The following is a 17,341-nucleotide window of genomic DNA, read 5'->3' on the forward strand; positions in this document are numbered from 1 at the left end:
CTAGTCGCCGATCTGGGCGATCGCTTCCTCGACCGGCCCGTCGAACACGACCTCGCCCTTCTGGATGACGACGCCACGGCTGCAGAGCTCGCGCACCATCTCCATATCGTGCGACACGACCACCAACGTCTTGCGCTGCTCGATCAGTTCGGCGAACTTCAGCCGGCACTTCTCCCGGAACGGGGCATCGCCGACCGACAAGATCTCGTCGACCAGCAGTACATCGAGCTCGACGTGGATCGCGACGGAGAAAGCGAGCCGCATGAACATGCCCGACGAGTAGTGCTTGACCTCCTGGTCGATGAACTCGCCGATCTCGCTGAAGGCGACGATGTCGTCGTATCGCGCCTCAATCTCCTTCCGGCTCATGCCGAGGATCGCCGCGTTGAGGAACACGTTCTCACGGCCCGAGAGCTCGGGGTGGAAACCTGCACCGACCTCGATCAGACCCGCGACGCGTCCTCGCGTGAGGACCTCTCCGCCGTCGGGCTGCATGACGCCGGAGATGAGCTTGAGGAGCGTTGATTTGCCCGACCCGTTGTACCCGAGGATCGCGACCGACTCGCCCTCATCGATGACGATGTCGACCCCGCGCAGCGCGTGGAAGACGCTCGTCGTCTTCCGGCCGCGGAGCCACGAGACGACGCTGTCCTTCAGGGAGAATGCGTGATTGAGCAGGAAGGTCTTCTTGACGCCGTCGATGATGATGCTCGGCCGGCGTGTGGCTGTGGTGGTCATAGGTCTTGCGCGAACCTTCCCTCGAGCCGGCGGAAAACACTCTGTCCGAGGAAGAGGAACGTGAAGGAGATCACGAATGCCCAGAGCGTGTTGATCCCGAGAGCGGGCGGCATTTCGAGCGCACTGTCGCTGATCGGGAACCAGAACGCGTAGTGGAACAGCTGGACGGCCTGGGTGATGGGGTTGAGCAGATACACCTCAAGCAGCCACGAGGGCAGCCCGAGCGTCGTGAGCGCATCGCGGACCATCGTCCAGAAGTACAGGACCGGCGACGCCCAGGTAGCAAGCAGCAGGAGCAGCTCGACAACGTTCTCGGCATCACGGAAACGGACGTTGATCGCGCCGAAGAGAAGCCCGAGTCCGAGCGCGAAGATGAGGATGATGGCCACAGCCGCGACCACGGCCAACGCGGACAGCGCCGATGCCTGCGCGAACAGACCGAGGAAGCCGCACACGATCAGCAGCAGGGCGAGCTGCGGGAGGAAATGGACGAAAGCGACGGCTGCTGCGGAGATCGCAAACAGCTGCCGAGGCAGGTAGACCTTGCGCACCAGGGGCGCATTGCCCACGATCGAGGTCGTCGCGTTCTTGTAGGCCTCCGAGAAGAGGTTGATGACGATGATCCCTGAGAAGAGATAGACGGCATAGTTCGGGATGCCGCGCTCAAGGCTGAGGAAGAGCCCCAGCACGACCCAGAAGACGAGGAACTGCGCAGCGGGGCGCACGTACGACCAGGTCCAGCCAAGGACAGAGTTCCGGTAACGAGTGGTCACGCCCGTCCGGATCAGCAGCCTCAGCAGATAGTGCCAGCGCACCACGTCGAGAAGCCCTCGCCCGGAACCGGGCCGGGCGAACTCGCTTCGTGGAACAGCGGCGAAAAGGGAAGATGTATCGGTCACGTTTCGCTATTCGGGTCTCTGCGCGGGGGCGTCCGCAACCGGTTCATCATAGCCGCAGCGGGCTGTGCGCTCGCCCACGGCGGCTCTCACCCGAGCTGTTCGAAGCCGGCCCAACCGCGGCCGATCTGGCGAGAGCCGGCCCAACCGCCAGCGCCGTTGCCTTGGTAAAGGAGCAGTCCGCCTGCCGCCGTCCGGGCGATGAGATCCGGATTTCCGTCGCCATCGAAATCGCCGACCCCGACCAGGGCCGTCATGCCGGACCACCCGGTACCGACGACCCGAGCCGCTCCCCAGGCGCCGTCGCCCGCTACGGGATACAGCCAGAGCCGACCGTCGACCCCACGGGCGAGCACGTCAGCACTGCCTTCGCCGCTGAAGTTGCCGACGTGTATCAGGTCGACGAACCCACCCCAGCCGCGTCCGATCTGCTGTGCGCTTCCCGACCACCCTCCGGCACCATTGCCGCGGTAAAGCCACAACCGCCCCTGGGCGTCGCGCGCGATGACATCGACGTGACCGTCACCGTCGAAGTCGATGCCGCCGACGACGGCCGTGAATCCCGCCCAACCGGTTCCGATGACGCGAGCAGCACCCAGAGAGCCGTTCCGTGATCCTGGAAGGAGGACAAGACGACCGTTAGGGTCGATGCGCGCGACGTCGGCGCGACCGGATCCCGAGAAGTCGCCCATGTTCACGAGCGTGCCGCCCGCAGGCCAGTCGCGGGTGAGGCTCGTCGACCCCGACCAACCTCCCCGTCCGTCCCCGCGGTACAGGGTGAGATCCGTGGAAGCGACAGCGAGGACGTCGGCATTGCCGTCTCCATCGATGTCACGGACGTACGGCGTCTTCGCGACCGGCGCCCCGGGGCCGGCGAGCGCGATCATGCGGCCCCAGCCGGTGCCAACGGGGGCGACATAGGCCAGCCCGCTCCCCGTGCCTCGATAGAGGTGAAGTGCTCCATCGTTGTGCCGCGCCAGAAGGTCGGCTTTGCCGTCACCGGTGAAGTCCCCCACCGCAGCGAAGGCCGCCATCGCGGACCAGCCCCGGCCGAGATCGATGGCTGCGCCCCATCCGCCACTGCCGTTACCCGGGTACAGGCGCAGAACTCCAGCGTTATCGCGAGCGATGAGGTCCAGGTTGCCGTCGCCCGTGAAATCCGCCCCGCCGACGAGGGCGGTGATGTTCCCCCAGCCGCGGCCTACGCGTTCCGGGTCGTGGAAGCCCCCCGCACCGTCGCCGCGCCACAGCATGAGGGACGAGTCCTGAACACCGATGAGGTCCTGGATGCCGTTCCCGTCCACGTCACCGGCAGCGGACAACAGCCGGGCCGAACGCCAATCGCCGGGGATGCGTTTCGGAGTTCCGAGCGTCGCCCCGTCACCCCGATAGAGCCAGAGATCGCCCCTGGCATCGACGCCGACCAGGTCGCGGTGCCCGTCCCGATCGAAGTCGCCGATACCCAGGATCGACCGCACGCCGGTGCCCTGCGCCAGCGCAACCGGTGCACCCCACCGAGCAGGAGCCGTGTATGGGTAGGCCCAGATCGTGCCGTCCGTTCCGGCCGCGTACATGTGAGTCGTGCCGTCGACGTCCAGGCTCGGCTCCGGTAGAGAATTCACGGTATCGATGAAGCGTGAGTGAACCCACGCGATCCGCCCGTGCGCATCGACACGGACCCAGTCGCCGTACGTTCCCAGACGCAGCACCATCTCCCCCCGAGAGAGCGTGACAGCGCCTGCGCTGCACCGCTCGTCGGGAGCGCGGCGAGCATTGAGCGCCTCGGCCGTCACGAGATAGATGCCCGCCGCTGCCGCCACGTCCTCCGTTCGCGGGGGCGCACACACGTCGGGCTGGGTGCCGCCGAACCACTGCTGGAAGAAACGGAAGAAGTTGCGGTTGCCGTATGACGAGCATCCGTCACCCTCGCCGGAGACCGCGCGGAGCGACGCGGCGTTGGGCTGATAGGGCGTGTAGTAATACAGCGCTGACGTCGCCTTGTTTTCGATGTACACCGGCGACGATCCGCACTGATCGACCCACTGGCCGTTCACCAAGGCCGGGGGGTGGTACAGGATGTTCCAGGTGCGGCCGGGAGCGTACCAGGTGAAGAAGTTGCTGGTGCCCGGAGGGTTCTCGTAGCGGCGAAGCTGGCGCGCTGCCCCGTACACCTGGTTGAAGAAGCCATAGTACGCCGAGTCGCAGCCCGAGGTATCGGGGCATCCCTGTCCCATCGCAATGCGGTATTGCGAGTCGTACGGGTACGTGTCTGTGACCAACCTCTGCTCTTTTTGGAGCATCACGATCAGGACCTGCGGATTGATGCCGCAGGCCTGGGCGACCTTCATGATGATGCGCGCGGCGCTCTCGACACCGCCGCCTTGATAGCTGTTGCACATCGGATCGGCTGCGATCCACCGCGTCTGATCGGTCTTGTCCTTGAGGCAGACGTAGCCAGACCTGCACGCGGTCACCTGCGAGTTGAGGAAGTCCTGGATCTGACCCTCGTTCATCGTGGCGGCGTTGTAGAAGATGGCATCCGAGATGATGTTGCCGGCACGGAACTGCGACATGTCGACAGCCGTCGGCGCAGATCGACCCGACGCACCCGCCGAGACGGCGCCGTCCGCCCACTGACTCGGCTGAGCCGCCGCAGGGGCAGTGACACCGATACTCACCAGCATTCCTGCGGTCACTGCGACAGCGACGAGAGGCGAAAGCAATCGCCGCGTCAGGTTGCTCCACCTTCGACTCATGTGAACAGTGTGACCGATGTTGTTCGACCTGCGAAACGGAATCGGACGTTCTCGCTCAGATAGTCCTTCACAGCTCGGCGTGGAGCGCCCAGACGCGCTCGGCGTGATCGCGCCACGAGAACGCGCGGCCGCGGTCCCCGGCGCGCACGGCCCACCGATGGAGCTCCTCCGGCGACGCCAGCACCTCGCCCGCGGCATCCCGCAGCTCGTCGAACGGGGCGATGCGCGCACCGTCCAGGAGCACCTCGCGATGGACGGGTGAATCGCACGCCACGACGGGGATGCCCAGCACCATCGCCTCGACGGCCCGCCAGGGGAAACCCGATCCGTCGGAGAGCGCGATCAGCAGCACGGCCGCGTCGAGCACGGCGGCGCGGTCGGCGGAGTCGAGCCCGCCCGGCACGATGACGCGGTCGCGGTCGATGCCCGACTCGGCGATCGCCCCGGCGACGTCGGCGGGCGCGTCGAAGACGACGACGCTGGAGGTCTGCTCCCCCGCGATCGAGGCCAGCACGGCGCGCAGCTGCTCCTCGCTGCCGCCCGCGACGACGGCGACCCGGTCGGGCACACCGAGTTCACGACGCCGCCCGACGGCGTCGGTCGGCACGCGGAACTGCGCGGGGGCGGCACCCGGGATGACGCGGATCCGGCCGCTGAGCTTGGGCGCGATCTCGGCGAGGCGATGCGCCGTCGCGTGCGCGGGGACGACGACGGCATCCGCGTGCTTCTCGGCACGCTTGAGCAGGGCACGATGAGCCAGCAGAGTCGCCCGCGGGAAGAGCGCGGGGGCGTCCCACACGGCGAGGTCCCAGAGCGTCACGACCGTCTGGTCGTTGTCGTGTGCGCGGTCGTGCTTCACGAGCGGCGCGAGCAGGGTCGGCGCGTGCATCAGCCCACCCGCGACGCCTCCCGAGATCCCCATCGGCCAGGAGGCCAGCAGGCCGGTCCGCGGGAACGGGGCCCGGATGGTCTGCGCCAGGCCGTCGACCGCGGCGGCGGCGTCGACGGCATCCGAAGGAACGACGGCGGCGACCTCGCACCGGGCGGGCGCGGTCTCGATGAGCGCGCGCGCCACCTCGAGGGATGCCTCGGCGGAGTCGGCGTCGACGACGTCGATCAGCTGGTCGAGGACGACCCGGAGAACCGTGCTCATCGTTCAGCCCTCCGGCTCGGGGGTCGGGGTCTGCGGGTGGAGTGCGTCCTGCACCATCTGCTGGACGAGGGCCCAATCGGGGTCGGCCTCCTCGATGCCGTTCGCCGGGGTGAGTTCGATCGTGGTGACCGGCTGCTCCTTGGCCTTGATGGCGATGTCGGCGAGGAAAGGCAGCAGATCGGCGGGGATGTCGGTCTGCACGAGCACCTGGCCGGCGTCGGCGATCTCGGTGAACCGGTCGAGTACGTTCTGCGGGGTCATCTGGGCGAGGATCGCCTGCTGCAGCTCGCGCTGGCGGCGCATCCGGTCGAAGTCGCTCGTCGTGTAGCGCGACCGGGCGTACCACTGCGCGGTGTCGCCGTCCATGTGCTGCTGTCCGGCCTCGATCCACCCCTCGGCCCAGTCCTCGGCGCTCTGCCCCTCATACCGCGGGCCACCGCCCTTGGGCAGGCGCTCGACGACGTTGATGTCGACACCGCCGAGGGCGTCGACGAGGTCGGCGAAGCCCTTCATGTCGATGAAGACGTAGTACGGGATGGTGATGCCGAGGATGCCTTCGACGGCGTCCTTGGTCGCTTCCACACCCGGCGACGAGCCGTTGTTCTTCGCATCCGGGTAGAGAGCGTTGCCGTCACGGCAGATCTCGACCTCGGTCTGCAGCTGGTTGATGCCGCTGCTCCACCCGCAGTCGGGGTCGAGGCGTCCCTCGTGGATGTCCGGGTAGAGATCCTTCATCGGCCCCGGGGCGAACGGGAAGTGTCCCATGTCGCGCGGGACGCCGGTGATCGTGGTCGCCCCGGTCTCCGCGTTCACGGACACGACGGAGATCGAGTCGAAGCGCATGGAGTCACGCCCCTCGCCGCTGTCGGCACCGAGCAGGAGGATGTTGTAGTAGCCGTCCGACGGCGGAACGCTCGGCCCGCTCGCGCCGAAGACGGTGCTGAGCGTCTCTCGCACGGAGTTGACCCGATCGAATGTCCAGGCCGCCGCCGAGGTCGACGCGACGGCGAGCACGATGGCCAGGAGCGGTACGCCGATGCGGGCGACGGTTCCCGCCCGCACGAGCCGCACGAGCCGCAGCGTGTCGACCGTCAGCACGAGCCACAGCACCGCGTAGAACGCGATGACGGCCTGGACGATCACCAGCACGAACCAGTTGGTGGCGAGCGAGAGGAGCAGCGGACGCCACAGCAGTCCGGTCAGCACGGTCAGAAGCGCGAGGACCCACATCGTGATCGTCGCCGCGAGACCGAACCGCCCCAGGCGCCGGTTGCCCGCGAGCACTTGGGCCGACCCGGGCAGCAGGAAGTTGAGCACGACGAGCCACCAGCCGCGGCGACCCATGACCTCGGGCGACGAGGTGTCGGGATGCCGGAGCGGACGTTCCTCGATGAGGTTCGAGCGAGGCGGCCGCGCGGAGCTGCGCGGCGGGGCGCTGACGCTCACAGGGAGTCCTTGAGGCGACGGTTCTTCTCTTCGACCTGCTGCTCGAGCCCGCGTGCGTACTCCTCCAGCCGGTCCGCGAGTGCCGGATCCCCGGCTCCGATGATGCGCGCGGCGAGCAGGCCGGCGTTCTTCGCGCCGTTGATCGAGACGGTGGCGACCGGGATGCCGCCCGGCATCTGCACGATGCTCAGCAGCGAATCGAGTCCGTCGAGGGTCGCGAGCTGGACGGGGACGCCGACGACCGGCAGCGGCGTCAGCGACGCCAGCATCCCCGGAAGGTGCGCCGCTCCGCCGGCTCCGGCGACGATGACGCGCAGACCGCGCTGTCGCGCCTCACGGCCGTAGCGCAGCAGCTTGTCGGGGGTGCGGTGAGCGGAGACGACTTCGACCTCGTGGGCGACGCCGAGATCTGTGAGCGCCTGCGATGCGTCGCTCATGACGCGCCAATCGGAGTCCGAACCCATGACGACTCCCACGAGCGGGGCGTCCGATGAATGCAGCGGCGAGGATGTCACCGACCCAGGTTAGGTGTGCGACCTGAGGAAATCCCGGAGCGGCGCGGTGCCCCGCCGGGCTCAGTCGTCGAAGTGAGCGGCCACCACGCGGGCGTCGCCCACGACGGCGTCGAGGTCGTCGCCGGAGAGGTTCACGTGCCCGACCTTGCGACCCGGCCGCGGCGACTTGCCATAGGTGTGCACCTTCGCTCCGGGGTGGGCGTCGAGCGCGGCGGGGATGCGGGCGGCGAGCGAATCGGAGACCGGACCGCCCAGGATGTTGATCATGACCGACCACGGCGCTCGAGGAGACGTGTCGCCGAGCGGCAGGTCGAGCACGGCGCGCAGATGCTGCTCGAACTGCCCCGTGACGGCACCGTCCTGACTCCAGTGGCCGCTGTTGTGAGGGCGCATCGCCAACTCGTTGACGAGCAGACGCTCGTCGGCCGTCTCGAAGAGTTCGACGGCGAGCATGCCCGTCACCCCCAGCCCCTCTGCGATCGCGACGCCGATGTTCTCGGCGACCTCGATCAGGCGCTGGCCCGCGCGCGGAGCCGGGGCGATGACCTCGGCGCACACGCCGTCGCGCTGCACGGTCTCGACCACGGGGTACGAACGCCACGCTCCGGAGGGCCGCCGGGCGACCTGCTGGGCGAGTTCGCGCGTGAACTCCACGAGCTCCTCGACGAGGAGCTGTCCGCCCGGCTCGAGCGCGGCGAGCCAGTCGGCGGCTTCCTCGGCGGCACCGACGACCCGCACGCCCTTGCCGTCGTAGCCGCCGCGCGGGGTCTTCACGACCGCGCGCCCGCCGTTGTCGTCGAGGAACGCCTGCAGGCCGGCGGCATCCGAGATCGCGGCCCACTCGGGCTGCGGCATCCCGAGTTCGGCGAGTCGAGCGCGCATGCGCAGCTTGTCCTGCGCGTAGAAGAGCGCGTGGGGGCCGGGGTGGACCGCGACGCCCTCCTCGACGAGGGCCCGCAGCACGTGCTGCGGAACGTGCTCGTGATCGAAGGTGATGACGTCGACGTCGCGCGCGAACGCGCGCACCGTGTCGAGGTCGCGGTAGTCGCCCGTTGCGGTCGCCGCGATCGCGGCGGACATCCCGGCCTCCTCGGCCAGCACGCGCACGTCGATGCCCAGCTCGACCGCCGGCGCGATCATCATGCGGGCCAGCTGCCCTCCGCCGACGATTCCTACTCGCAACGACATAGCGCCTCCTCCGGGTTCGCATCCATCATCGCGCACCCCGCCAGCCGGCCGCACGCGCGATCGGACTCAGGCGCTCAGGAATCGGAGCCGACGACGGGCATGCTGTGGGAGTCGCGATGCGCGAGGATCTGGCTCACCTCGACCTGATCGGCGAGCACCTCGTGGACGAGCGCGACGGCCGGGATGCTCCGCAGCCGCATCGAGGGGTCGACGCCGTTCGAGAGCGTCAGAGTGCCCGTGCCGTTGAGACGTTGCAGCGGACCGCGCGATTCGTCGATGCCGTAACCGCGGATGTGGCTGAGCTCGGCGCGGCGACGGACGATGAGTCCCGAGGTCTCGATGACCCGGCGGGTCGTGATCGTGTAGGAGTGCGCGAGCCAGCGCAGGTAGGGCAGCACCACGAGGAGCACGACCACGAGGCCCGCGGCCGACCAGAGCATGACGTCGGTGAAGGGCTCGGGGAGGTTGTCGGTGAAGTACCCCGTCACGCCCGCCACAACGATCAGCAGCAGCGCTGGCCACAGCAGGGGTCCCGCGTGCGGGCGCAACCGCGCGACGCGCAGCTCGGGAGCGGCGGCACCGAGCGCAGGCGCGACGGGTCGGCCGAACGAGGCTGCGGGCTGAGTCACAGCACCATCATGACGCGCGGGTACGACAACGCGGCGGCGGCACGCCCGGATGCCGCCAGGGCTCAGCCGACTCCGCGCACGTGCACGACGTCGCCGGCTCCGACGACGCTCTCGACCGCACCGGTGCGCACGACCAGGCGACCGTCCCCGTCGAGGCGCTCCGCCGTTCCCGTCAGCGTCTCGCCGCCGGGGAGCGAGACGACGACGTCCTCGCCGATCGTGACGCAGGCCGCAGCGACGCGCTCGCGCAACGACTCGTCCGCGCCCGACACCGCGAGGTGCGCGATGTGATCGCGCAGGCCCGTGAGATAGTCCGCGAGCAGCCGGTCCTCGTCGACGGGAGCGCCGAGCGCCGCGAACGACGTCGCCGTCGCGACCGGCAGATCGACCTCGGCCATGGTGGTGTTGACGCCGGCGCCGAGGATGACGTCCCCGTCCTCCCCCGGAAGGACCTCGGCGAGGATGCCGCTGATCTTCCGCCCGTCGACGAGGACGTCGTTCGGCCACTTCACGCCCACCCGGCGGTCGCGCAGCTGTGCGGAGACCGCGTCGCTCATGGCGAGACCGGCGACCAGCGGGATCCAGCCGCGCGAATGCACGGGCACGGCCCCCACGCGCAGCAGCACCGAGATCGCGAGCGCGGTGCCGGCCGGAGCCGTCCAGCTGCGGTCGAGGCGGCCGCGACCGGCGCGCTGGTCGGTGGTCAGGAGGACCGAGAGGTGCGGATGGGCATCGGGGTCGGCCTCGACGTCGCGACGGAGATGGGCGTTCGTCGAATCGGTGTGGTCGACAACGTGCACGCGGGGCGAGACCGCCGCCGCGCGGGGATATCCGTTCTCGGGGATGCTCATGGCGTCACCCTACGACGTCGGATCCGAACGCGGCGAGGGGTTGCGCCCGAGGGTTTCCACAGGTGATCCGCGCCGTCGTTGTGGGTGTGCTCCAACGGCTGCGGGGCGTCGCTGGATAGGGTGGAACGCGTGACCGACCAGCCCGACCTGTCCACGACCGCCGGCAAGATCGCCGACCTCCGCGCCCGCTACCAGACGGCCGTCGTCGACGCCGAGACCGTGGCACGCGAGAAGCAGCACAAGAAGGGCAAGCTCACCGCGCGCGAGCGCATCGAGATGCTCGTCGACCCGGGATCGTTCGTCGAGCTCGACGAGTACGTGCGCCACCGCACCACGGCGTTCGGCATGGATCGCTCCCGCCCGTACGGCGACTCGGTCGTCTCAGGAGTCGGAACCATTCACGGCCGCACCGTCGCGGTCTACTCCCAGGACTTCACCACGTTCGGCGGGTCGCTCGGCGAATCGGCGGGCGAGAAGATCATCAAGGTCATGGAGCTGGCCCTGCGCGGCGGGATGCCGATCATCGGCATCCTCGACTCGGGCGGCGCGCGCATCCAGGAGGGCGTCGTCGCTCTCGGCAAGTACGGCGAGATCTTCCGCCTGAACACCGCGGCATCCGGCGTCATCCCCCAGATCTCGCTCATCATGGGGCCCGCCGCGGGCGGCGCGGTCTACTCCCCCGCCCTCACCGACTTCGTCATCATGGTCGACAAGACGAGCCAGATGTTCGTCACCGGTCCCGACGTCATCAAGACGGTCACGGGCGAGGACGTGGGTATGGAGGAGCTCGGCGGCGCGCACACCCACAACACCCGTTCGGGCGTCGCGCACTACCTGGCCGAGGACGAGGACGACGCGATCGACTACGCGCGTTCGCTGCTGAGCTTCCTGCCCGACAACAACATGTCGGACGCCCCGGTCTACGAGACCGGCTTCGAGTGGGAGACCACCGACGACGACCGCACCCTCAACGCCGTCATCCCGGACTCGCCCAACCAGCCGTACGACATCCACCAGGTGATCGCGGGCATCGTTGACGAGGGCGACTTCCTCGAGGTGCAGCCGCTCTTCGCTCCCAACATCGTCGTCGGGTTCGGTCGGGTGGAGGGTCGCACCGTCGGCATCATCGCCAACCAGCCCTCGCAGATGGCGGGAACGCTGAACATCGACGCAGGCGAGAAGGCGAGCCGCTTCGTGCGCTTCTGCGACGCCTTCTCGGTGCCGATCGTCACGCTCGTCGACGTTCCGGGCTACCTCCCGGGCACCGACCAGGAGTGGACCGGAGTCATCCGCCGCGGCGCCAAGCTGCTCTACGCCTACGCCGAGGCGACCGTCCCGCTCGTGACCGTCATCCTGCGCAAGGCCTACGGCGGCGCGTACATCGTGATGGGCTCGAAGCAGCTGGGCGCCGACGTCAATGTCGCCTGGCCCACCGCCGAGATCGCCGTCATGGGCGGGCAGGGCGCCGTGAACATCCTGTACCGCGGCGAGATCAAGCGTGCCGAGGAGGCGGGCGAGGATGTCGCCGCCGTGCGGTCCCGCCTGGCCTCCGAGTACACCTACAACGTCGCATCCCCGTTCCTCGCCGCCGAACGCGGTGAGCTCGACGGCATCATCGAGCCCGCGCAGACGCGCGTCTACATCGCGAAGTCGCTGCGCGCGCTGCGCGGCAAGCGCGCCGAGCTGCCCGCGAAGAAGCACGGGAACATCCCCCTGTGACCGGCCCCGAAGACGCTCGAGACGAGGCGGCGCACACCGAGCGCCCCCTGCGCATCGAGGTGCGCCGCGGCGCCCCGACGCCCGAGGAGCTCGCCGCCGTCATCGCGGTCGTGAGCGAGTCGTACGCCCAGGAGGCCGCCGAGGCTGTCGCCCCCGAGCCGGCACCCGAATCGGCGTGGCGGCGCTCGGCGCGCGCGCTGCGGACGCCGCTGCGCCGCGGCTTCGGCTGGGGCCGGTTCACCGGCTGACGCGTCGGCCGGCCCGGTCCGCGCGGCCGCGGTTTTGTCCCCCGAAATACCTACAGACAGATCCGGCACACTCTCGCAGACTTGATGTGCTGGAACGCTACTGCGTTCGGTCACCTCGGCGTCATGCCGGTGACTGCTGCGAGTCGGTTTTCGGGTAACCACTCGCATGGCGAGGGGCGGGCGGCTTCGCCGCCCCTCGCCCCCAGCACCTCACGGCACGTCAAGGACGCGGACGCGGGCGGGCGATCTCTCGCCAGAGGTCCACCGTCTCGTCGGACCCGTCGTCGTGGCGCGACCGCCCGACCACTGTGACTGCCGTGTCGGGATGCGTCGAGGTACGGATGTAGAGGCGCTCCGACCGGACGCCCTCGAGCACCTCGGCGAGCTCGGCCCGGATGCCGGCGAGCTCCCGGTCATCGAGACCGTCGAGGCCGCCCTCGTCGAGGAACGTCACGTGGGAGCCGGCCCGGCGGACGTCCTCCAGGACGCGGCGCACGGCGTCATCCAGCAGACGCGGCCCCCGCAGCTCATCGCGCAGGCGCCCCTCGGCGAGCCTGGCTTGCAGCCGCTCGTCGTCATCGAGGTCGCCGTCGGCCTTGATGGTTCGCGAGAGCACCGGCCCGGCCACGGCGAGCGCGCGCTGCACGCGCACCCGTCGCTCCCGTCGGCGTCCCTCCTGGGTCGCCAGCCACTCCGACGCCTCGCGCTGGAGCGCGGTCAGCTGCGCGGTCTCGACGGCCGCGCGGTCGATCAGGAGCACGATGACCTGGGCACCGCCCACCCAGAGCGCCGAGCCGACGGCGCCGAGAGAGAGGGTGGGCTCGGGTCCGATCCAGATCACCGACTGCAGGAAGAGCATCGCGATCCCCGACCACGCGACGATCGATCGCCGGCGGACCACGAGGATCGCCATCAGCGCCCCGAGGCCGCCGAGACTCCAGGTCGCGAAAGGCTGCAGCCGCCCCGCCTCCCCCGCGGCCCACCACGTTGCGGACGGGATCACGACCGTCACGGCGAGGGCGAGCAGCGCGATCCACAGCGGCAGCGGCGCCGGACGGCTCATCCCCGCCGTCACGGCGCTGACCGCCGGGGCATCGGCGCCAGGGCGAGAGGGAACGCCCATGGGCCGCGTCGGCCAGAAGATGCACATGCCGGTGACGGCAAGGTAGACGACGAGATTCAGGATCAAGACGGCGGGCACGTCGACCGGCCGGGTCCAGATCATCCCGCCCACCGCCAGATAGGCCGTGAACGCGACCCCGAGCGCCGAGAGCACCCAGCGCACCGAACGGTTCATGAGCGCTCCCGCCAGCTGATCGACACGGTCGTCCCCGACCCGTCGGAATCGACCGTGGCCACGCCTGCCACCGCGGCGACACGCGCGATGATCGAGGCTCGGATGCCGAGCCGGTCCTCGGCGACGCGAGCCGCCTCGAAGCCGGGGCCGTCGTCTCGGACCTCGATGCTCAAACCTGCCCCGTCTGCGCGGAACGACACCCGCAGGTTCGCCGCGCCGGCGTGTTCGACCGAGTTGGTGACCGCCTGGGCGGCCGCGAGCTGCAGCGCCCGCGCGACGCGACCCGGGACCGGCCGGGCGTCGGGCCGGACATCCTGGATCACCGCGGCAGCCGGGTGCAATCGCCGCACGGCTGCATCGAGCTCCTCGCCGAGGGTCGCGGCCGCCAATGGCGCATCCGGCCCCTCGCCCGCCTCCTGATCGACATTGGCGAGACGGGTGAGCGCGTCGCGGGCCATGGAGACCGCGAGAGTGCGCTCGCGGTCGGTCTCGGCGCGTTCGGCCGCGATGAGGGCCGCCAGGACGCTGTCGTGCATGAGGGCCGCCACAGCGACGCGTTCCTTCTCGACCGCATCGGCGGCCGCCGCCTGCGCGAAGGAGCGGACGGCCCCCTCGCGCCCGCTGTCGATGCTGGCGGCGAGGGAGCGCAGAATCCACCCCACGACGATCAGGACGCTCGCGAGGATGATCGCGAACGCCGAGTCCAGCGCGACGTCCAGCACGGTAGCCGGCGTGAGCGGCAGCAAGGTCAGCCGCATCGCGCCGTACAGCAACGGGAGCAGGAAAGCCCACACGATCTGCCCCGCGAGCGGCATGCAGAAGACCGCGGCGACCGTCCCGACGTTGATGAGGAACCACAGCCAGGGCTGCTCGTCCACCGTCGCGGGGGTACGGGCTGCGAGCGGCCAGAGCAACGTCGCGATCGGGAAGACGCCGGCGAAGATGCCGGTGAAGACGCGGACGCCGCGCGATGTGATGAGCGAGACGCACATCAGCAGGAGCGAGCCGAGGACGGCGATCAGCAGCGCCGTGTTCCACGTCGAGTGCCCGACCGGGGCGCTCAGGGCGCCCACGAGCGCCTGGATGCCGATGACGGCGCTTCCCGCCCCGACGACGATGCCCAGGATGCGGTCGATGCGCGACTGCGTGAATCGTTGCGTCTGCGCCAGCGCCTCGCGGAACTCCGCGGGCCGGCGGGGACGCGGGATGCCGGCGCCCGCGGGCTCAGCGGGCATCGGAGGCTTCGGCGACGAGACCGTCTTCCATCGCACGGCGGAGAAGATCGACCTTGGTGGGCGCGGGACGACCGACCTCGACGTACTTCACCCGAACGCGGGTGATGTTCTCCTTGGCGGTGGAATACGCGATCCCCAGGCGCTCGGCCACGGCCTTGAGCGGAAGGCCCGCGGCGTACAGGCGCAGAACGTCGCGCTCCCGCGCAGAGAGCTGGGCATCGGCGAACGCACGGTCGCCGTCGACGGCACTCGCCCACTCGACGTTGTCGAGGTGCTCGCCGCGCGCGACCGTCCGGATCGCCGAGACGACGTCGTCGGCGCGCGCCGACTTGCTGATGATGCCGAGCGCTCCGGCCGAGAGCGCCTCGCGCACCGCGACCGGACGGTCAGCGACGCTGTGGATGATCACCTGCGAGCCGTTCCACACGAGTTGCGCGACGTTCTCGGACACCGTCGCGCCGTCACCGAGCATGAGGTCGAGGACGACAACATCCGCGGGTGTCTCACCCGTGTCCTTGCGCCATCGCAGGTACTCGGCGACGGTGCTGCCGGTGAAGACGACCTCGCCGACTCCGGCACGGGAACAGGCGGCGGCGAGCCCGAGTCGGACCGACTCGTGATCGTCGATGAGTGCCACCCGTGTCATGCGCTCAGCCTAGGACAGTGGACCCTCGTCGGTGAGTACCGCGACCGCCTCCATGTGGTGCGAGTTGGGGAACAGGTCCAGCCCCTGCAGCGACACGGGTGTGTAGCCGCCCGCGCGGAGCATGCCGAGATCGCGCGCGAGCGCGACCGGATCGCACGCGACGTAGACGAGCGTCCCGGGGCGCAGCCGCAGCAGGGAGTCGACGACCTCACGTCCGGCTCCCGATCGCGGCGGGTCGAGCACCGTCACTCCGGCGCGCAACCGGGCGCGCTCGGCGTTCGAAGCCGTCTGCTCGGTCCGCAGCAGCCAGCGGTCGACGCGACCCGTCTCCGCGCGCGCCCCCACCCACTCGGCCAGGTTCTCGCCGGCATGGTCGGTGGCACGCGGATCGGACTCGACGCTCGTGATGCGGGTAGCGGGACCACCGAGCTCGGCGACGGATGCGGCGAGCAGGCCGACGCCGCCGTACAGATCGAGGTGCCACGCGTCGGGATCGACCGTGTCGCGCCCCGCCGCGCGCAGCCCGCCGTGGACCGCATCCCGCAGCGCCACCGGCGCGAGCCGGTGCACCTGCCAGAAGCCGCCGGCGTCCACGCGGAAGTCCCGGTCACCGACCCGCTCGGTCACGACCTCGCGCAGAGCCGGGTCCACGGTCGGCCGCGGTCCGCCTCGACCCCGTCGGCGGGGGGTCTCGGGCCGAGGAAGAGCGCGCACGCGCCCGTCGGCGGGCTGAACGAGATCGAGGCGGCCGGGCGCGGCGGAGCGACCGCCCGTGACCGCTTCGGCGATCGCGGGCGTGGCCAGCGGCAGATCGTCGACCTCGACGACGCGGTGAGACCGTGCCGCGAACGGTCCGATGCGTCCCTCGTCATCGACGTGCAGGCTGACGCGCGTACGCCATCCGGTGCCGTCGGCGGTCTCGTCGGCACCGGCGCTCGCCACCACGACGTCGCTGTCGACGCCGCCGAAGCGCTGCAGCGCATCACGCAGGACGCGCTGCTTGAGCTCGCGCTGGTGCGTGAGCTCGATGTGCCCGAAGTCCGCTCCGCCCGGCCGGCTCTCCGGGGCGGTGCCGATGTCGGCCGGAGACCAGACGTGAGGTCGCCGATGCGGCGACGCCTCGAGCACCTCGAGCGCGTCGGCACGCCAGAAGGACGACTTCGCGGTGTCGGTCAGCCGCGCACGCACCCTCTCTCCGGGGATCGCGTCGGGGACGAAGACGACGCGGCCTTCGTGACGGGCGACGAAGACGCCGCCGTGGGCGACGTCGGTGACGTCGAGATCGAGAAGGTCGCCGGACTGCATCCCACGATGCTCGCACACGCGCGCCCGCGGGTAGCGTGAACGGCATGCGCGTGTGCCTGGCCTCGACCTCCCCCGCTCGTCTCATGCTCCTGCGTCAGGCCGGCATCGAACCGGCCACCCGGGCGCCCGAGGTCGATGAGGAGGCCGTCGTCGCCGCGCTCGAGGCCGCGGAGGGCCGGGTCCTGCCGCCGGAGGAGCACGTCCTGGTGCTCGCTCGGCGCAAGGCGGCCGACGTGGTCGCGACGCTCGCACGGGACGAGCCCGACTTCGACGGCATCGTCATCGGGGGCGACTCGATGTTCGCCTTCGACGGCGAGGTGCTCGGCAAGCCGCTGCGGCCGGCGGTCGCGACCGAGCGGTGGGAGCGGATGCGCGGCGGCACCGGAATCCTCCACTCCGGGCACTCCGTCTTCCGTGTTCGTCCGGGAGCCGCCCCGCGCGAGGCCCACGCGGTCGCCGAGGCGGCCGTCACCTTCGCCGACGACATCTCGTCCGACGAGATCACGGCCTACGTCGCGACCGGCGAGCCGCTGCAGGTCGCCGGCGCATTCACCGTCGACAGCCTCGGCGGCGCCTTCATCACGCGGGTCGAGGGCGATCCCTCGACGGTGGTGGGGATGTCGTTGTCGACGCTGCGCCTGCTCGTCCGCGAGCTCGACGTGGCCTGGACCGACCTCTGGAGCAGGCCCCGCACGGCCTGACCGCTACACCCGTTTCGT

Annotated in this window: 16 protein-coding genes; 3 read left to right on the top strand and 13 right to left on the bottom strand. The window is 70.0% G+C overall.

Annotated features, from left to right (window positions below; all coding sequences use genetic code 11):
• The 9 genes from MTS1_RS14990 to MTS1_RS15035 form a co-directional block, all read right to left on the bottom strand.
• The gene (locus MTS1_RS14990) at positions 1-738 is read right to left on the bottom strand and encodes an ABC transporter ATP-binding protein (RefSeq protein WP_023955471.1); all 738 of its coding nucleotides are present in this window, start codon (positions 736-738) and stop codon (positions 1-3) included.
• Positions 735-1,637, bottom strand: a complete 903-nt coding sequence (locus MTS1_RS14995; protein ID WP_036305948.1) for an ABC transporter permease — start codon at positions 1,635-1,637, stop codon at positions 735-737. The genes MTS1_RS14990 and MTS1_RS14995 overlap by 4 nt, the downstream gene beginning before the upstream one ends.
• A gap of 86 nt (positions 1,638-1,723) precedes the next feature.
• A complete protein-coding gene (locus MTS1_RS16200; RefSeq protein ID WP_023955475.1) occupies positions 1,724-4,207 on the bottom strand; it encodes an FG-GAP-like repeat-containing protein in 2,484 nt (827 codons plus the stop codon).
• 250 nt (positions 4,208-4,457) lie between these two features.
• A complete protein-coding gene (locus MTS1_RS15010; RefSeq protein ID WP_023955477.1) occupies positions 4,458-5,543 on the bottom strand; it encodes a glycosyltransferase in 1,086 nt (361 codons plus the stop codon).
• 3 nt (positions 5,544-5,546) lie between these two features.
• Entirely contained in the window at positions 5,547-6,989 is a 1,443-nt protein-coding gene (locus MTS1_RS15015) for an LCP family protein (protein WP_023955479.1), read from the bottom strand.
• Positions 6,986-7,453 (bottom strand): 5-(carboxyamino)imidazole ribonucleotide mutase, encoded by a 468-nt coding sequence (gene purE / locus MTS1_RS15020; RefSeq protein ID WP_023955481.1) that lies wholly within the window; start codon positions 7,451-7,453, stop codon positions 6,986-6,988. The genes MTS1_RS15015 and purE overlap by 4 nt, the downstream gene beginning before the upstream one ends.
• 111 nt (positions 7,454-7,564) lie before the next feature.
• Positions 7,565-8,692 (bottom strand): 5-(carboxyamino)imidazole ribonucleotide synthase, encoded by a 1,128-nt coding sequence (locus MTS1_RS15025; protein ID WP_023955483.1) that lies wholly within the window; start codon positions 8,690-8,692, stop codon positions 7,565-7,567.
• Between the two features lie 74 nt (positions 8,693-8,766).
• A complete protein-coding gene (locus MTS1_RS15030; protein WP_023955485.1) occupies positions 8,767-9,321 on the bottom strand; it encodes a PH domain-containing protein in 555 nt (184 codons plus the stop codon).
• 62 nt (positions 9,322-9,383) lie between these two features.
• Positions 9,384-10,172 carry a biotin--[acetyl-CoA-carboxylase] ligase gene (locus MTS1_RS15035; protein ID WP_023955487.1) on the bottom strand — a complete coding sequence of 263 codons (789 nt, stop codon included), beginning with the start codon at positions 10,170-10,172 and terminating at the stop codon, positions 9,384-9,386.
• A 129-nt stretch (positions 10,173-10,301) separates the two neighbouring features.
• Here MTS1_RS15035 and MTS1_RS15040 point away from each other — a divergent pair, with 129 nt between their 5' ends.
• Positions 10,302-11,891, top strand: a complete 1,590-nt coding sequence (locus MTS1_RS15040) for an acyl-CoA carboxylase subunit beta (protein WP_023955490.1) — start codon at positions 10,302-10,304, stop codon at positions 11,889-11,891.
• Complete coding sequence (locus MTS1_RS15045; protein ID WP_023955492.1) at positions 11,888-12,139, top strand: acyl-CoA carboxylase subunit epsilon; 252 nt, start codon at positions 11,888-11,890, stop codon at positions 12,137-12,139. Before MTS1_RS15040 ends, MTS1_RS15045 begins: the two co-directional genes overlap by 4 nt.
• A gap of 220 nt (positions 12,140-12,359) precedes the next feature.
• Here MTS1_RS15045 and MTS1_RS15050 read toward each other — a convergent pair whose 3' ends face one another.
• From MTS1_RS15050 to MTS1_RS15065, 4 genes are read right to left on the bottom strand one after another with little or no spacing between them, the layout of a single operon-like run.
• On the bottom strand, positions 12,360-13,436 hold the full coding sequence (locus tag MTS1_RS15050) for a hypothetical protein (protein ID WP_023955494.1): 1,077 nt from the start codon (positions 13,434-13,436) through the stop codon (positions 12,360-12,362).
• Positions 13,433-14,671 (bottom strand): sensor histidine kinase, encoded by a 1,239-nt coding sequence (locus tag MTS1_RS15055; RefSeq protein WP_023955496.1) that lies wholly within the window; start codon positions 14,669-14,671, stop codon positions 13,433-13,435. Before MTS1_RS15055 ends, MTS1_RS15050 begins: the two co-directional genes overlap by 4 nt.
• On the bottom strand, positions 14,661-15,317 hold the full coding sequence (locus MTS1_RS15060; RefSeq protein ID WP_023955498.1) for a response regulator transcription factor: 657 nt from the start codon (positions 15,315-15,317) through the stop codon (positions 14,661-14,663). The genes MTS1_RS15055 and MTS1_RS15060 overlap by 11 nt, the downstream gene beginning before the upstream one ends.
• A 9-nt stretch (positions 15,318-15,326) precedes the next feature.
• On the bottom strand, positions 15,327-16,622 hold the full coding sequence (locus MTS1_RS15065) for a class I SAM-dependent RNA methyltransferase (protein ID WP_023955500.1): 1,296 nt from the start codon (positions 16,620-16,622) through the stop codon (positions 15,327-15,329).
• A gap of 44 nt (positions 16,623-16,666) precedes the next feature.
• Here MTS1_RS15065 and MTS1_RS15070 point away from each other — a divergent pair, with 44 nt between their 5' ends.
• On the top strand, positions 16,667-17,323 hold the full coding sequence (locus MTS1_RS15070) for a nucleoside triphosphate pyrophosphatase (protein WP_023955502.1): 657 nt from the start codon (positions 16,667-16,669) through the stop codon (positions 17,321-17,323).
• The last annotated feature ends 18 nt before the right edge of the window (positions 17,324-17,341 follow it).

The organism is Microbacterium sp. TS-1 (genome assembly GCF_000509385.1).
Classification (GTDB): domain Bacteria; phylum Actinomycetota; class Actinomycetes; order Actinomycetales; family Microbacteriaceae; genus Microbacterium; species Microbacterium arborescens.

Bases quoted from the DNA above. Each gene is read 5' to 3' on its own strand.
- MTS1_RS15060 (WP_023955498.1), bottom strand. From the start codon at position 15,317: ATGACACGGGTGGCACTCATCGACGATCACGAGTCGGTCCGACTCGGG.
- MTS1_RS15065 (WP_023955500.1), bottom strand. From the start codon at position 16,622: ATGCAGTCCGGCGACCTTCTCGATCTCGACGTCACCGACGTCGCCCAC.
- MTS1_RS15035 (WP_023955487.1), bottom strand. From the start codon at position 10,172: ATGAGCATCCCCGAGAACGGATATCCCCGCGCGGCGGCGGTCTCGCCC.
- MTS1_RS15070 (WP_023955502.1), top strand. From the start codon at position 16,667: ATGCGCGTGTGCCTGGCCTCGACCTCCCCCGCTCGTCTCATGCTCCTG.
- MTS1_RS15050 (WP_023955494.1), bottom strand. From the start codon at position 13,436: ATGAACCGTTCGGTGCGCTGGGTGCTCTCGGCGCTCGGGGTCGCGTTC.
- purE (WP_023955481.1), bottom strand. From the start codon at position 7,453: ATGGGTTCGGACTCCGATTGGCGCGTCATGAGCGACGCATCGCAGGCG.
- MTS1_RS15055 (WP_023955496.1), bottom strand. From the start codon at position 14,671: ATGCCCGCTGAGCCCGCGGGCGCCGGCATCCCGCGTCCCCGCCGGCCC.
- MTS1_RS14990 (WP_023955471.1), bottom strand. From the start codon at position 738: ATGACCACCACAGCCACACGCCGGCCGAGCATCATCATCGACGGCGTC.
- MTS1_RS16200 (WP_023955475.1), bottom strand. From the start codon at position 4,207: ATGTCGCAGTTCCGTGCCGGCAACATCATCTCGGATGCCATCTTCTAC.
- MTS1_RS15010 (WP_023955477.1), bottom strand. From the start codon at position 5,543: ATGAGCACGGTTCTCCGGGTCGTCCTCGACCAGCTGATCGACGTCGTC.
- MTS1_RS15025 (WP_023955483.1), bottom strand. From the start codon at position 8,692: ATGTCGTTGCGAGTAGGAATCGTCGGCGGAGGGCAGCTGGCCCGCATG.